This window comes from Micromonospora sonchi, assembly GCF_014646235.1.
GTDB classification, from domain to species: Bacteria; Actinomycetota; Actinomycetes; order Mycobacteriales; family Micromonosporaceae; genus Micromonospora; species Micromonospora sonchi.
In genome coordinates this window covers 1-15,137 of the sequence record NZ_BMNB01000038.1, presented here as the reverse complement: position 1 = coordinate 15,137, position 15,137 = coordinate 1, and the positions used below count along the sequence as shown (strand labels likewise).

Here is a 15,137-nt window from a genome sequence, read left to right as displayed (position 1 = left end):
AGGGGCCCCTTTCAATGCACCAGGCGTTAAGAAGGGCCCCTTCCTTTCACCCGTCGATGGTGCAGATGACGGCGCCGGCGGTGATCACCGCGCCGACCTCGGCCGACAGGCCGCTGACCGTACCCGCCTTGTGGGCGTGCAGGGGCTGCTCCATCTTCATCGCCTCCAGGACCACGACCAGGTCGCCCTCGGCGACGGTGTCACCTTCGGCGATCGCGATCTTGACGATGGTGCCCTGCATCGGGGAGGTGAGCGAATCCCCGGCGGCCGTCGCGCCGGCCGTGGCGCCGCCGCCTCGGCGGGTGGGCCTCTTCGCGGCCCGTCCGCCGGTGGTGGGAGCCGCACCGAGACCGGCGGGGAGGGTCACCTCCAACCGCTTGCCGCCCACCTCGACGACGACGGTCTCGCGCTCGCCAGCGCCCGCCTCGCTGCTGGCGGCGCCACTGAACGGCGGCACGGTGTTGTCGAATTCGGTCTCGATCCAACGGGTGTGCACGGCGAACGGCTCGGCGGTGAAGGCGGGGTCGCGGACCACCAGGCGGTGGAACGGCAGCGCGGTCGCCATCCCCTCGACCACCATTTCGTCCAGCGCCCGTCGGGCCCGCTCCAGCGCCTCGATGCGGGTCTCCCCGGTGACGATCACCTTGGCGAGCAGGGAATCGAAGTTCCCGCCGATCACGTCGCCGGCCGAGACGCCGGTGTCCACCCGCACGCCGGGGCCGGTGGGCAGCCGCAGCGCGGTGACCGTGCCGGGAGCGGGCAGGAAGTTGCGCCCCGGGTCCTCGCCGTTGATCCGGAACTCGATGGAGTGCCCACGCGGCGCCGGGTCCCCGGTGAACCGCAGCTTCTCGCCGTCGGCGATGCGGAACTGCTCGCGTACCAGGTCGATGCCGGCGGTCTCCTCGGTGACCGGGTGTTCCACCTGGAGTCGGGTGTTGACCTCCAGGAAGGAGATGGTGCCGTCGTTGCCGACCAGGTACTCGACCGTGCCGGCGCCGTGGTAGCCGGCCTCCCGGCAGATGGCCTTGGCGCTCTCGTGGATCTGGGCCCGTTGGGCGTCGGTGAGGAACGGCGCCGGCGCCTCCTCGACCAGCTTCTGGTGCCGGCGCTGCAACGAGCAGTCCCGGGTGCCCACCACGATCACGTTGCCGTGCTGGTCGGCCAGGACCTGCGCCTCGACGTGGCGCGGCCGGTCGAGGTAACGCTCGACGAAACACTCGCCCCGGCCGAACGCGGCGACCGCTTCCCGGGTGGCCGACTCGAACAGCTGCGGGATCTCCTCCATGGTGCGGGCCACCTTCAGGCCCCGCCCGCCACCGCCGAACGCCGCCTTGATCGCCACCGGCAGGCCGTGGTCGACGGCGAAGGCCAGCACCTCGTCCGGGCCGCCGACCGGGTCCGGGGTGCCGGGCACCAGCGGAGCGCCGGCCCGCTGGGCGATGTGCCGGGCGGTGACCTTGTCACCGAGGTCGCGGATGGCCTGCGGGGCCGGGCCGATCCAGGTCAGCCGCGCGTCGATGACGGCCTGGGCGAAGTCGGCGTTCTCGGCGAGGAAGCCGTAGCCGGGGTGCACCGCGTCGGCGCCGGACCGGGTGGCGATGTCGATGAGCTTGTCGATGCGCAGATAGGTATTCGCAGCGGTCTCGCCGCCCAGGGCGTACGCTTCGTCGGCGAGCATGGCGTGCAGGGCCTCGCGGTCGGAGTCCGCGTACACTGCGACGCTGCCCAGGCCGGCATCCTGGCAGGCGCGGATGACGCGGACGGCGATCTCGCCACGGTTGGCGATGAGTACCTTGCGCACCTTGGTGGCTCCTCCCGGTGGTTGCTGACCGGGAGTTTATAGCTCACCCTGGCGGCCCTAACGATCGCTCAGTGTGTGATGGCACACCTGCCCGTCGGGCCCGCCAGGCGAGGTTTTGTCGTGTGTGTGTGTGGTCGGGTGACGGTGACGAGATGGCCGACGGTGGCCTCGAACGGGGAGTGCACATGATCGAGACCAGAGGGCTGCGGAAGTCGTTCCGCAGCCGTGCCGGTCGGGAGACGAAGACGGTGGAGGCGGTGCGCGGCGTCGACCTGGACGTGTCGGCGGGTGAGATCTTCGGCTTTCTCGGCCCGAACGGCGCCGGCAAGACCACCACGCTGCGGATGCTGGCCACGCTGATCGAGCCGGACGGCGGCCAGGCCACCATCGCCGGGGCCGACCTGCTGAAGGATCCCGGTGAGGTGCGCCGCCGAATCGGCTACGTCGCTCAGGGTGGCAGCACCTGGGACGAGTCCACCGCGCGGGAGGAACTGGTCCTCCAGGCCCGGATGTACGGCATCGCCAAGGCCGAGGCACAGCGCCGGGCCGCGCGGGCGCTGGAGGCGTTCCAGCTCACCGAGTTCGCCGATCGCAAGTGCAAGACGTACTCCGGTGGGCAGCGACGCCGGGTCGAGATCGCGCTCGGCATCATCCACGAGCCGAAGATCGTCTTCCTGGACGAGCCCACCACCGGGCTCGACCCGCAGAGCCGGGCCCACATGTGGGACGAGATCCGGCGGCTGCGCACCGACGGGATGACGGTCTTCATCACCACGCACTATCTGGACGAGGCGGACGCGCTCTGCGACCGGATCGCGATCATGGATCACGGCGAGGTGGTCGCCGAGGGCACGCCGACCGACCTCAAGCGCGAGATCTCCGGCGACGTGGTGCAGGTCGGCCTCGACCCCGTCGCCGCCGGCGAGGTCGCAAAACTGCTCGACGGCGAGGAGTACGTCAACCGGCTGGAAACCCTCGACGAGGGCGGGCTGCGCCTCTTCGTCGACGACGGCGCCACCGCCATCCCCCGGATCCTGCGTCGCATCGACGGGGCCGGGCTCGACCTCAGGTCGATCGAGCTGCACCGCCCGAGCCTCGACGACGTCTTCCTTACCAAGACCGGCCGCTCGCTGCGCGAGTCCTGACCCGCCCAGGAGATCTCAATGAAGCTCGCCCGTGACACCTGGCTGATCTTCCAGCGGCAGCTTCACCTGCTGCTGCGCAACCCCGTGTGGGTCTTCGTCGGTGTCTTCCAGCCGGTGATGTATCTACTGCTGTTCGCCCCGCTGCTCAAGCCGGCGCTGAACGCGTCCACCCAGGCGGAGGCGTACAAAATCTTCGTGCCCGGCCTGCTGGTGCTGCTGGCCATCTTCGGCGGCCTGTTCCAGGGCTTCGGCCTGATCGCCGAGCTGCGCGCCGGGGTCATCGAACGCTCCCGGGTCACTCCGGTCAGCCGGCTCGCCCTGCTGCTCGGCCGCTCACTGCGCGACGTGGTGTCGCTGCTGGCCCAGGCGGTCATCATCACCCTGCTCGCGCTCCTGTTCGACCTGCGCGTCTTCATCGGTGACCTGCTGCTGGCGTACCTTATGCTCGCCCTGATCGCGCTGATGACCTCGGCGGTCTCCTACGGCGTCGCGCTGAAGGTCAAGAGCGAGGACGCGCTCGCCCCGCTGATGAACACGGTGGCCCAGCCGGTGCTGCTGCTCTCCGGCATCCTGCTGCCGCTCGCCTTCGCGCCGGGCTGGTTGCAGGGCGTCGCCAGGTGGAACCCGTTCTCCTGGGCGGTCGACGGCACCCGGGCGCTGTTCAACGGTGACATCGGCAACGACCGGGTCTGGCAGGGCCTGGCCATCATCACGGTGCTGGCCGCCGCCGGTGTCTTCTGGGCTGCCCGCCAGTTCGCCCGCAGCGTCCGCTGAAATGTAAGGAGGGGCCCCTTATTAACGCCTGCGGTATAGGAGGGGCCCCTTATTAACCGTCGGCCTGCGACCGGTCAGTGCACCCGGGCGAGGGTCAGGCCGTCCGCGATCGGCAGCATCACGGCGTCGACCCGCACGTCGGCCAGGACAGCGTCGTTGAACGCGGCGATCGCCCGGTCGTCGGCGCTCTGCGGCGCGATCACCCGGCCATGCCGCAGCACGTTGTCGACGGCGATCACGCCACCGGGGCGCATCCGAGGCACCAACTCGTCCCAGTAGACCGGGTAGCCGGTCTTGTCGGCGTCGATGAAGGCAAAGTCCAGGTACCGCTCGTCCGGCAGCTCCCGCAGTCGCTCTCCGGCCGCCCCGATGCGCAGCTCGATCCGGTCGTCCACGCCGGCGCGCGCCCAGTACCGGCGCGCGACGTTCGTGTACTCCTCCGAGATGTCGAAGCAGGTCAACCGGCCGCCCTCGGCGAGCCCCCGGGCGATCGACAGCGAGGAGAGGCCGGTGAAGGTGCCCACCTCCACCGCCTGCCGTACGCCGAGCAGCCGGGTCAGGAACGTCAGGAAGGCAGCCTGCTCCGGTGCCACCTGCATGCCGGCATCCTCGGGCAGGAGAGCCAGCGTCTCCTCGGCCAGGTCGCGGACGACCGCGTCCGGTGGGGCGCCGTGCGCGACAAGGTACGTGTGCAACTCGTCGGTGAGCGGGATCGACTTGAGCGTCATTCCCGAACGTTAACCGAGCGGCTCGATCAACTGGTTGCCCGGCGCGACCTTCGTCCACAGATCCGTGATCTGCAGGTCCAAGTCGGCGAGCAGCCGCCGCAACAGTGGTAGGGAAAGCCCGATGACGGTGCCCGGGTCGCCCTCGATCCCTTCCACGAAGGCTCCGCCGAGACCGTCGATGGTGAACGCGCCGGCCACCGCGAGCGGCTCGCCCGTGCCGACGTACGTCGCGATTTCGTGGTCGCTGATGTCGGCGAAGTGCACCACCGTGGAGGCCACCGCCTCGGCCCGGCGCCCGCCCACCATGTCGACGAGACAGTGGCCGCTGTGCAGCACCCCGCTGCGACCGCGCATCCGCTCCCACCGCCGGGTAGCGTCGCCGGCATCCTCGGGTTTGCCGAGAATCTCGCCGTCGAAGGCGAGCACCGAGTCACACCCCAGCACGAGCGTGCGCTGGTCGTCGGTGGGCCGCAGTCGGGTCAGCACCGCCTGCGCCTTGAGCCGGGCCAGTTCCAGGCAGAGATCCTCGGCCCGCTCGGTCACCACGAGCGATTCGTCGACCCCGCTGACCAGCACCTCTGGCTCGATGCCGGCGGCCTGGAGGGTTTTGCGGCGGGCAGGGCTCGCCGAGGCGAGCACCAGACGGAGCGGCAGGGCATCAGACACGCTGCCGACGTTACCGGTTCCCTCGCGCGCCACGCGCCCGCTACACCTGGATCTCGTCGTCGCGCTGGCCGCCGAGGCGCAGGCGCAGACGGGACGGGGTCACCAGCCAGTTCAGCCGGCCGCGGCGTCCGTCACGGTCGGTGACCCCGCGGGCTCGCGTCCTTCTTGCGAGCGTCATGTCATACAGAAATAATTATGTCACCCTGAAATATCGTTCAAAGGAACAACGCCGCCCGCCCCCCCCGGGTGCCTCAGCGACTGATCCGTGGTGGCGGATCATCGGATCGGCGTCGGCGACGTGCGAACAACCCCCAGGCGCCGCCACCCGCCAGCAGCACGCCGAGCGTCACCAGGCCGCGCACGGTCGCGGTACCACTCTTTTCATCGGCCCGCGGCCCGTCCGCTGCCGTGGTCGGGCTACCGTCGTCCGGCGCGGTCGCCGGCACCGATTCAAAACCCCTTGGCGGTACGTCTGCCGTCAGCGCCGCCACCAGGTCGATGACCCCGTACCCGTACTGGTCGTCCCGGCCAGGCGGGCCCTTGTCGATCGCGGTCGCGGTCAACCGATGCGCCACCTCGTCCGCCGGAAGGTACGGATACTTCGCCCGAATCAACGCCGCCGCCCCCGCCACAATCGCCGCAGCGCTCGAGGTGCCGGTGCCCTTGGAATACAGGCCATCGTAACTTGTGCTATAGATTTCGACCGCTGGTGCCACTACATCGATCCGAGGCCCAGTTACTGATACCTTGGCATGCGCTCCCCGGTGGTCAACACCGCCTACGCATATTACCCCTGTGCTGGCGGCAGGCCAGACGATCTGCGCGTCATCTGGCCGGTTTCCTGCGGAGGCAACGATTACTATGTTGGCTGCACGTGCAGCATCGAGGGCACGTAAGAGGCGGGAATTCACCCCGCCCCCTCCAGCGGATATGCTAATAATATCGGCTCCGTCTGCGATGGCCTTCTCGATGGACTCTGCCAGTCGATCTGTGTCTCCTTCGTTGTTCGATTTAAAGGACCTGATCGGCAGGATCCTCGCCTGAGGGGCGATGCCCAGGGCGCCAGTGCCGTCGCCGCGACCGTGGGCAGCGATGAGACCCGCCATTCCTGTTCCGTGGCCACTGTTGTCCTGATGCCCGTTTCCGCTCCCGCCTTCTAAGAGATCGAAGCCGCTAAGGAGGTTCTCCCGGAGATCGGGATGAGGGTACACCCCCGTATCGAGAACGGCGACGGTGATGCCCATGCCCTGGCTTATTTGATGCGCCTCTTTAGTGTCAAGGTAGCTCAGGTGCCATTGATCGCTCCGGATGCGAGTGGCGCCGTCAGTTGGTGGGGTTGCGATTCTGCTAGCACGCGCATGAAGGTTTGCACTGGGTGTGACCGATAATGCCAATAGGAGTGTCACGGTAAGAATGGATTGAGTTTTCACCGGTTGAAGCCGATGGCTGGGCCAGGGTCAATCGGTCCATCCTCGTCCGGAGGGCGGACGACTGGGCTTACTCCTTGATCCGTCACCCATGGGTCGTCAGGATCCCATCGGCGTTGCTGGTCCGCGCAGTCTCCTTGATCTGGGTCTTTCCACGCGCCTATTGTTTCTGCCGCGCCAGCGGCTCCTGGCCTTGGAATTCCACCAAATGTGGAGGGTGGCTGCATCCCGTTAAAAACTCTTCCGCCCCGAGGGCGAGAGCCAGCTGCGCCACCGGGTGCAGTACCTGCCGCTCCACCACCGATTACCCCACCGATCGGGTTGGTTCGACGCGGTTGCGTACTACCTGATCCTGGTTGGGTCGGCCCCACTCCTGGGATTCCGCCAATGACGCCGCCGGGCGGCAAGGCGCGAGGCGAGTTACCTGAATTTGGAAGTGACGCCCTGGTGCCGCCTCTAGCGACTGGATGACCGATCTGACCGGGCCGGTTCTGGGCAGGCCTGGCGCTATCTGGCCGGCCTCCTGGACCTGCCGGCGGTGGTGCTGGCGGGATGCCGATACCAGGCGAGGGAACGTTGGGCATCACTTGCGGTGTGCCAGGTGCTCTTGAGTTGCTTGAGTTCGGCCCTAGGGCTGGCTCAGCTCTGCCCAGCACTGGTCCGATCTGCGGAGTCTTTGGACTGGGTGCTAGGCGGACTGGTGACGTGGGCCTTTTGCCTGCGCTTTTGTTAGGGGATCGTATAGCGACAGGCACGATCGGCGGGATGACTGGTGTTCCCGCTGCTCCGCCGTATGCATCCGGGTCGGACGGCTGTCTAGCCACAGGGGCGGCGGGAGGGGGTTGGCGGAGCATTACTTGGGCTTGTTGGAGTTCGCCGCTGAGTCCGTACATGATGCCGCGTGCCTGAATGTTAAGCCTTTCCAGGTCGGTGTCGGTGACCGGCGGTTGGCTCGTCCTGCTGCCAGCGGCGGCCTTCGGGTCGGCTGCGGTCTCGTCCCATGCCCGCTTCTGTTGGAGCTTGCTGGCGTACTCGTCGTAGATCCTTTTTAGTTCCGTGCGGGTGCTGGTTAGCGCCTGGGTGGCGGCCGACAGCGCGCTCTGGTTGGCGGCGGCGGCGTCGTGCGTGTGTTGCACCTGCTCGATCAGATCGTCCAACTCGGCGAGGTACACGCGGGCGGCGGCGCTGGTCTCTGGTGGCCAGGCCCTTGCCAGGCCGTCGCGGTACGTCCGGAGCCGGTCCAGGTGTTGGCCGGCCAGGTCGCAGACCTTGCGCCAACCGGCGACGTGCCGCCAGTGGTGATCGGTCTGGTGATCCTGAAGGCAGGCCCACATGTCGGCGACGTTCATGAGGTACCAGTCGGTGAGGCCGCCGCGGGGGCCGACGCCGGGTTCTCTCATGGCAGCACCACCGTGTTCGTGTTGTCGGGTCCGGTGGGGTCGGCGAGTGACGGCGATGGTCCGGGGCGCCCGGCGGGGCCGCCGGTCCTGCGGAGCGCCTGCTCGACGTCGGCCACGCGGGCCGCGGAGAAGGCGTCCGCCGTGCCGTACCGCTCGGCGACCTGACCTGCGGCAGCGGCCAGGTGACCGGTGGTGTGGCCGTGGCCCCAGACGGCGTTCGCGGCAGCCTGTTGGGTCTCCCAGTGTGCCCGCATGAAGTGCACCAGCTCGATGAACGCGTCCGCCGGGTCGGGCACCTTGGCGAGCATGTCGTTGGCGATGTACGGCAGGTGGGTCGTGTAATTACCCTCCACCTCGGCGCGCAGCCGGTCGGCGAACTCCCGTAGCTGCTGGATGTCCGCCTCGATGCCGCCGGAACCGCGTAACCACGACGCTGGTCGATCCTCCGCGGGGATCATCGGCCCTCCCAAACTGTCACGGCTTCGTTCCCCTGAGTGAGGTTAGTAGGTGTCCGCCGCCCTCGGGAGCCCCAAGCCGCCAACCTGGGACCCGGCGCGTCGGGGGTGGTGTCGGGTATCCGCAGATCAGCTCGGGAGCCCGGAGGCGCGCCATGCGCCGGGACCCGGCAGGTGGCCCGTGCCCGCCGGGCGGCCACTGCGCGCCCAGGCCGAGGTCGGAGCCGGGGGCGGCGGGGCTGCCGGGCGGGATCGGGCGAGGATCGCGCCGACCAGCGCGGCCACTTCCTCGGCCGTCGGGGTGCCGCGCACGATCCGGAACAGCGGCTCATCCACAGGCATGTCCATTAGCGTACGCGGCGTGGCCTTGATCTTCGTCGCACAGTGGCGTGCCGGCGGTGTGACCGTCGGCGGTGCCGGGTACCGTCTCAGCGATGTCTGACGCTTCCTCCCCCCAACTCGTCGCCGACCGGTACCGGCTGCTCTCGCCGCTCGGTCAGGGCGGCATGGGTCGGGTTTGGAAGGCCCGCGACGAGGTACTGCACCGTGACGTCGCGATCAAGGAACTCGTAGCGCCGCCGGGTCTGACCGCCGACGAGCGCCGCGAGATGCGCGAGCGCTCGCTCCGCGAGGCCCGGGCCATCGCCCGCCTCAACAACATCAACGTGGTACGCATCTTCGACGTGCTCCGCACCGACGGCGACCCGTGGATCGTCATGGAGTACGTGGCGTCCCGGTCCCTGCAGGACACTCTCGCGGCGGACGGGCCGGTGCCTGCGGCCCGGGCGGTGGAGATCGGGCTGGGCGTGCTGAACGCGCTGAAGGCCGCGCACAAGGCCGGCATCATGCACCGCGACGTCAAGCCCGGCAACGTGCTGCTCGGCAACGACGGTCGGGTGGTGCTGACCGACTTCGGCCTGGCGACCATCCCCGGCGACCCGAACGTCACCCGCACCGGCATGGTGCTGGGCTCACCGGCGTACATCGCACCGGAGCGCGCCCGGGACGGCACGTTCGGGCCGGAAGCCGACCTGTGGTCGCTGGGCGCCACGCTCTACGCCGCGGTGGAGGGCAAGTCGCCGTACGCGCGCCCGTCGGCGATCGCCACCCTGGCCGCGCTCGCCACCGAACCGGTGCCGCCGGCACGCAACGCCGGTCCGCTCAAGCAGGTCCTTGCCGGACTGCTCCGCAAGGATCCCGAGGAGCGCATCACCGCCGAGTCCGCCGAGCGCATGCTGCGCAAGGCCAGCGGCCGGCGGGCGCGTGGCATCTCGCTGCTCGACGGCGTACGCCGGCCGGGGCCGAACGGTCCGCGCGAGCCGCGCCCGCCGCTGGTGCCGAGCCCACGATCGGCCGGGGAGCCGACGGCGAAGGTCGACGGCGCCGCCCCGGACGCGGGTGCCATCCCGACAGCCAGGGTGGACACGCCCGCCACCGGGTCGAATGCCGCGTCGACGACCAAGGTGGAGGCCGCTGAGGCAGCCGCACCGGCGAGCGAGCAGGACACGCCGCACGCCGCTGACGAACCCAGGGGCTCCGCCGCCGGGGAAAAGGGTGGCGACGAGGCCCTGTCGGGTGAGCGGGCGGATCCGCCGGCGAAGGACGTGGCTCGGGCCGTACCTCAGGGGACCTCGCTGCTGCCCGCGGCGCCGGTGGGTTCGGCGCCGGCCCGTGGCTCCGTCTTCAAGGCCGGCCAGTTGCGGTCGGAGCGGGCCCGTCGTGCCATGCTCGTCGGTGCCCTGGTCGCTCTGCTGCTGGTCGGTCTGGTGGCGATCGTGCCGCTGCTCAGCAGCGGCGACGGAGGCGAGGAGGAGACTCCGCAGGGCACGGCCGGCACCAGCGCGGCGACCGCGCCGCCGACCTCCGCGCCTGCGGTGCCGCCACCGACCAGTGCCGCGCCGTCGAGCCCGTCCGCCTCACCCACCCCGTCAGCCAGCCCATCCGAGACCGCCGCTGGTGGCCTGCCGGAAGGGTGGACGTTGCGTACCGACCCGGTGGGCTTCAAGGTGGCGGTGCCGGAGGGCTGGCGGCGCAGCGCCGGTGGCACCTGGGTCAAGTACCGGGATCCGGACGGCGTCAGCGAGCTGACCATCGACCGCACCGACAAGCCGCAGCGAGACGCCGCCGCGGCTTGGCGGAGGATCGAACCGGACCGGAAGAACGTTCGCGGCGTGCAGGATTACCGGCTGATCGGCGTCTCCCCGCTCGACTGCAAGTGGCGTACCTGCGCCGACTGGGACTGGTTGCAGAAACGCAACGGGGTCGAGATCCGGGTCCGTAACCGGGGCTTCGTCACCGCCAGCAACCGGGGTTTCGCCCTGCGCTGGGAGGTGCCGAACCGGGACTGGGAGGCTCAACTCGAGAACTTCGAGATGACCTTCCGGGAGTTCGTGCCGGACCGTCAGGACTGATCAGGGCACCCTTTTCGCGTACCAGGCCGGCGTCCCCCTGCCAGAGCGCGAGACGTCGATGCCGGGAACGGTGGCCGCGGCGGCCGGGGTCGCGGTCAGGAAAACTTTAGACGTATCGAGTGTGTTGCCGGCCCACCTGGTGGTCAGCGCAGGGTGGCCGGGTCGACCTGCCAACGGAACGGCTCGGTGGGGGACCGGGGCCGGAACGCGGGCGGTAGGCTCGCGCCCCATGGTGTCGATCGACGGGATGACCGAGTTCTGGGACCGCCTGTTCGGCGCGCAGCCCGAGCCACCCCCACTGCTGGTGCTGCTCACCGGCCTCGTCGCGCTGCTGGTGGTCTCCACCCGGCTGCCGTGGCGGATCGCCCGCAACGCGATCACCATCGCCCACGAGGGCGGTCACGCCCTGGCCGCGCTGCTCACCGGACGCAAACTGCGCGGCATCCGGCTGCACTCGGACACCTCGGGGCTGACGCTCTCCGCCGGCCGTCCCACCGGCCCGGGCATGGTGCTCACCCTGCTCGCCGGCTACCTGGCGCCACCGGTGATCGGCCTCGGCGGGGCGTGGCTGCTCGCCGGCAATCGGATCACGCTGCTGCTCTGGATCGCCGTCGCGCTGCTGCTCGGCATGCTCGTCATGATCCGCAACCTTTTCGGGGCGCTCTCCCTGGTGGTCACCGGCGGGGTGGTGCTCGCCGTCTCCTGGTACGCCAGCCCGCAGGTGCAGGCCGCCTTCGCCTGGACGAGTGTGTGGTTCCTGCTCCTCGGTGGGGTGCGCCCGGTGATCGAGCTGCAACGGCTGCGTACCCGGCGTGGGATGCCCGCCTCCGACGCCGACCAACTGGCCGGCATCACCGGGTTCCCGGCGTTCTTCTGGGTCGTCCTCTTCGGTCTGGTCAACCTCGCGGTGCTGGTCGTCGGCGGTCTGATGCTGGCCGGCCCGCTGCTCTCGGAGGCCGGCATCACCTGGTGAACCGGGACCATCGGCGTCCCGACGGTTTCACGCGGTGCCGGCGGTTCGCGTGCTCCGGCAACCGCGCCCACCCCCTGGTGCGTGTCCTCTACGACCCGCAGGGAGGTGGCAGGTGCCGGAGGTCGACGGGTTCGACGAGTTCTACCGGGGAAGCCGACAACGGTTGCTCGGCTTCATCTACGTGCTGACCGGGGATCTCGGCGAAGCCCAGGACGCCGTCCAGGAGGCGTACATACGGGCGTGGCAACGGTGGTCCACCGTCGGGGACTACGACGACCCTGAGGCGTGGGTACGGGTGGTGGCCAGCCGACTCGCGGTGAGCCGTTGGCGCAGCCTGCGCAGTCGGGCTCGGGCCTACCTGCGGCACGGCGCCGTGGAGAGTGTCCCCGCACCGGGCACGGAAACCGTCGAGGTGGTCGCCGCCCTGCGCCGCCTGCCGGAGGAGCAGCGGGTCGCGATTGCGCTGTACTACCTGGTCGGCATGCCGGTCGCCGAGGTGGCGCGGCAGACCTCGGCCCCCGTCGGCACGGTCAAGGCCCGCCTCTCCCGGGGGCGCGCCGCGCTCGCCGGGCTGCTCGCCGTCTCTGACCTGGAGGAGGCACCCGGTGCGTGACGAGATGACGTTCGTCGAGCGACTGCAGAACGACCTGCGCGACGTCCGCTGGCCGGAACCTGCGGTGTTGCGTGCGCGGGCCCACCGTCGGCGACGTCGGGCCATGGTGGGCGCGGCGACCGCAGTGCTGGTCCTGGCCGGCGGGCCGATGATCGTGGGAATGCGTCTCGTGACGCCGCCCACCTCCGCGCTGCAGTCGCAGGCGTCGTCGCCGACAGCCGCCGGGATTCCACACGAGGCGCTGGTGCAACCGGGAGACCTCGCCACGAAGACCGATCCACCGCTCGGCCAGGCTGGCCTCGGTGAGCCCGTGCAGATCGACCAGATGCTGCTGGTCTGCCTCAGGTCGCAAGGACGGACGACCTACTGGGAAACGTCCCGGTACTCGCGGTCGCAGACCCTGCTGCGGGCACCCGCGGGGACCGAACCGGGCCCCACCGACGTGGTCTTCAGCCAGGATGTCTACCGGCTCGCATCGGACCGAGCCGCTGGCTTCTTCGGGCGGCTCGACGCGCTGCTCGCACCATGCGCCAACTGGCGATCGAAGGGCGACGTCCAGTGGGGGGATCGGATCGCGCCAGCCGAGGCGGAGCACCGGTGGGAGGTGGCCGACCGCGACTTCGCCGGCGACGAGGCGATGCTGATCCGGCACACCGTCACGGGGACCCAGAACCTGGACACCGGTGAGAGCCGGGGACCGGCACGCCCCGAGACGAGGGTTGTGCTGCGAGTCGGCGACCTGGTCACGGTGCTGAGGCTCGGCCGTGATGGCACCGAGTCCGAGTTGCGCCGGATCGCCACCGTCGCGGCCGACCGGCTCTGCGCGGCGGCCAACCCGGTCTGTTGACGCCCGGAAGGTGGCGGATGATGTGACGGGCGGCGGGAGGCGGCGGATGGATTCGACGGCGGGTTTCGAGCCACACCGGACCCACCTGATGGGCGTCGCGTACCGGATGCTCGGCGGCTGGGCCGATGCGGAGGACGCGGTGCAGGAGGCGTGGCTGCGTTACTCCGCCGCCGATCCTGGCGGGATCGACGATACCCGCGCCTGGCTCACCACCGTGACCGCCCGGATCTGCCTCGACCTGCTGCGCTCCGCCCGGGTACGCCGAGAGGCGTACGTCGGGCCGTGGCTGCCGGAGCCGGTGGTGTCGCGGCTGCCCGGGCCCGGCGGTCCGGCGGGCTTCGCGCCCGACCCGGTCGATGCCGCCACGCGCACCGACGAGATCAGCTACGCGCTGCTGGTGGTGATGGAGCGCCTGACCCCGGAGCAGCGAGTCGCCTTCGTCCTGCATGACATCTTCGCGTTCCCGTTCGACGAGATCGCCGCGGTGCTCGGCAGCACGGACGCGGCGACCCGACAGCTCGCCTCGCGGGCCCGTCGCGCGTTGGCCGCCCACGATGTGCCCCACCGCCCGGCCGACCGGGCCGAGCAACGCCGGGTGGTCGCCGCTTTCGTCGCCGCCGCGGAGGCCGGCGACCTGGACGGGTTGCTCGCCGTGCTCGCACCCGGCGCGGTGGCGATCGGCGACGGCGGCGGGGTCGCCCCAGCCGGCCGCCGGCCGATCGTCGGCGCGCTCCCCGTCGCCCGGTTCTTCATCGGCCTGCTCCGCCGGGCGTCCCGGCAGGCCACCACCGTGCTGGCCGAGCCGGTGCTGGTCAACGGCGACCTGGGCCTGCTCATCGAGATGCGGTCCGCAGAGGGGGAGAGCCTGCATCTGACGATGGCCTTCGCGGTTGCCGATGGCCGCATCACCGGGATCTTCGACCAGTTGAACCCGGCCAAGCTCGCCCGGGTGCCGGCCCTCACCGCCGAGCGGGCGCTGCCTCGGTGATCTGCACGTCCCACGGCACCGGGCAGGCGTCACCGCTGGTGTAGCCCTGGGCGGTGAGCCCGAGCGCGTGGTTGGTACGGGCCCGCATGTTCTCCAGCGCGATCGCGTAGGTCAGCTCCACCAGCTGCGCGTCGTCGAGGTGCCCGCGCAGTTCCTCGACCATCTCGTCGGTGACCGTCATGGGCAGATCGGTCATCGCGTCGGCGTACCGCAGCGCGAGCTTCTCCAGCTCGGTGAAGGCGGTCGACTCCTGGTAGCGGGCAAGTTCCCGGTGCCGTTCCACCGAGAAGCCGGCCTTCAGCGTGAGCATGGTGCCGAAATCGACGCACCAGGAGCAGCCGACCCGGGTGGCCACCCGGTGGACCATCAGGTCGCGCAGCTCCGCGTCGAGCCGGCTGGCCGCGCGTTCGTACGCCAGCTCGTGGATCGCGCCCGTCCACATGATCCCGGGGTGGTGCGCGGCGGCCCGGAACGGTTCCGGCACCTGGCCGAAGCGGCGACGGGCGGACCGGAACCCGAGTCGCGTCAGCCAACCGACCTGCCTGTCACCGAGCAGAGGAATTCGTGTCATGCATGCAGGACGGAACAGGGCCCGACCATGTGACGCGGGGTGATCCAGGTCATGCTGCGACGACCGCCCGACCCCGGCCGACCGCCGGGGCGCTTGCCGGGGAACGGCACCGCCGAGCGTTGTTAAGAAGGGGCCCTTCCTCTACACCAGACGTTAATAAGGGGCCCTTCCTTACACCTACAGCGGGATGTTTCCGTGCTTCTTCGGCGGAAGGGTTTCGCGTTTGGTGCGGAGTATGCGTAGTGCTCGGGTGATTTGGGTGCGGGTTTGGTGTGGGGGGATGACGGCGTCGATGTAGCCGCGTTCGGCGGCGATGTAGGGGTTGGCGAGGGTGTCTT

At 70.0% G+C, this 15,137-nt stretch carries 16 protein-coding genes; 7 read left to right on the top strand and 9 right to left on the bottom strand.

Features of this window, described 5'->3' with window-relative positions; all coding sequences use genetic code 11:
- Nucleotides 1–46: 46 nt before the first annotated feature.
- Nucleotides 47–1,801, bottom strand: a complete 1,755-nt coding sequence (locus IEY61_RS27385; protein WP_189049460.1) for an acetyl/propionyl/methylcrotonyl-CoA carboxylase subunit alpha — start codon at nucleotides 1,799–1,801, stop codon at nucleotides 47–49.
- Nucleotides 1,802–1,986: 185 nt separating this feature from the next.
- Between IEY61_RS27385 and IEY61_RS27380 the strand changes: the two genes are divergently transcribed.
- Nucleotides 1,987–2,946 (top strand): ATP-binding cassette domain-containing protein, encoded by a 960-nt coding sequence (locus tag IEY61_RS27380; protein WP_189049458.1) that lies wholly within the window; start codon nucleotides 1,987–1,989, stop codon nucleotides 2,944–2,946.
- Between the two features lie 18 nt (nucleotides 2,947–2,964).
- A complete protein-coding gene (locus IEY61_RS27375; RefSeq protein WP_189049456.1) occupies nucleotides 2,965–3,720 on the top strand; it encodes an ABC transporter permease in 756 nt (251 codons plus the stop codon).
- A gap of 74 nt (nucleotides 3,721–3,794) precedes the next feature.
- Here IEY61_RS27375 and IEY61_RS27370 read toward each other — a convergent pair whose 3' ends face one another.
- The 6 genes from IEY61_RS27370 to IEY61_RS27345 form a co-directional block, all read right to left on the bottom strand.
- Nucleotides 3,795–4,448, bottom strand: a complete 654-nt coding sequence (locus IEY61_RS27370; protein ID WP_189049454.1) for an O-methyltransferase — start codon at nucleotides 4,446–4,448, stop codon at nucleotides 3,795–3,797.
- Between the two features lie 9 nt (nucleotides 4,449–4,457).
- Complete coding sequence (locus IEY61_RS27365; RefSeq protein ID WP_189049453.1) at nucleotides 4,458–5,114, bottom strand: Maf family protein; 657 nt, start codon at nucleotides 5,112–5,114, stop codon at nucleotides 4,458–4,460.
- Nucleotides 5,115–5,154: 40 nt separating this feature from the next.
- Nucleotides 5,155–5,292, bottom strand: a complete 138-nt coding sequence (locus tag IEY61_RS27360) for a hypothetical protein (RefSeq protein WP_189049452.1) — start codon at nucleotides 5,290–5,292, stop codon at nucleotides 5,155–5,157.
- Nucleotides 5,293–5,365: 73 nt separating this feature from the next.
- A complete protein-coding gene (mycP, locus tag IEY61_RS27355) occupies nucleotides 5,366–6,520 on the bottom strand; it encodes a type VII secretion-associated serine protease mycosin (RefSeq protein ID WP_189049526.1) in 1,155 nt (384 codons plus the stop codon).
- A gap of 1,417 nt (nucleotides 6,521–7,937) precedes the next feature.
- Nucleotides 7,938–8,399: a hypothetical protein gene (locus IEY61_RS27350; RefSeq protein WP_189049450.1), complete on the bottom strand. Its 462-nt coding sequence runs from the start codon at nucleotides 8,397–8,399 to the stop codon at nucleotides 7,938–7,940.
- Nucleotides 8,400–8,525: 126 nt separating this feature from the next.
- Complete coding sequence (locus tag IEY61_RS27345; protein WP_189049448.1) at nucleotides 8,526–8,738, bottom strand: acyl-CoA carboxylase subunit epsilon; 213 nt, start codon at nucleotides 8,736–8,738, stop codon at nucleotides 8,526–8,528.
- Between the two features lie 92 nt (nucleotides 8,739–8,830).
- Here IEY61_RS27345 and IEY61_RS27340 point away from each other — a divergent pair, with 92 nt between their 5' ends.
- The 5 genes from IEY61_RS27340 (at nucleotide 8,831) to sigJ (ending at nucleotide 14,228) form a co-directional block, all read left to right on the top strand.
- The gene (locus IEY61_RS27340; protein WP_189049446.1) at nucleotides 8,831–10,807 is read left to right on the top strand and encodes a serine/threonine-protein kinase; all 1,977 of its coding nucleotides are present in this window, start codon (nucleotides 8,831–8,833) and stop codon (nucleotides 10,805–10,807) included.
- 229 nt (nucleotides 10,808–11,036) lie between these two features.
- On the top strand, nucleotides 11,037–11,780 hold the full coding sequence (locus tag IEY61_RS27335) for a M50 family metallopeptidase (protein WP_189049444.1): 744 nt from the start codon (nucleotides 11,037–11,039) through the stop codon (nucleotides 11,778–11,780).
- A 112-nt stretch (nucleotides 11,781–11,892) separates the two neighbouring features.
- Complete coding sequence (locus IEY61_RS27330; RefSeq protein WP_189049442.1) at nucleotides 11,893–12,393, top strand: SigE family RNA polymerase sigma factor; 501 nt, start codon at nucleotides 11,893–11,895, stop codon at nucleotides 12,391–12,393.
- On the top strand, nucleotides 12,386–13,240 hold the full coding sequence (locus IEY61_RS27325) for a hypothetical protein (RefSeq protein WP_189049440.1): 855 nt from the start codon (nucleotides 12,386–12,388) through the stop codon (nucleotides 13,238–13,240). Before IEY61_RS27330 ends, IEY61_RS27325 begins: the two co-directional genes overlap by 8 nt.
- Nucleotides 13,241–13,286: 46 nt before the next feature.
- Nucleotides 13,287–14,228 carry an RNA polymerase sigma factor SigJ gene (gene sigJ / locus IEY61_RS27320; RefSeq protein ID WP_189049438.1) on the top strand — a complete coding sequence of 314 codons (942 nt, stop codon included), beginning with the start codon at nucleotides 13,287–13,289 and terminating at the stop codon, nucleotides 14,226–14,228.
- Here the strand turns inward: sigJ and IEY61_RS27315 are convergent.
- Both IEY61_RS27315 and IEY61_RS27310 read right to left on the bottom strand, forming a co-directional pair.
- Nucleotides 14,200–14,799 (bottom strand): carboxymuconolactone decarboxylase family protein, encoded by a 600-nt coding sequence (locus tag IEY61_RS27315; RefSeq protein WP_189049435.1) that lies wholly within the window; start codon nucleotides 14,797–14,799, stop codon nucleotides 14,200–14,202. The two genes, sigJ and IEY61_RS27315, sit on opposite strands and share 29 nt — an antisense overlap.
- A 177-nt stretch (nucleotides 14,800–14,976) precedes the next feature.
- Nucleotides 14,977–15,137 (bottom strand): carboxyl transferase domain-containing protein (locus IEY61_RS27310; RefSeq protein WP_189049433.1); only part of this gene is annotated, 161 nt, incomplete at its 5' end.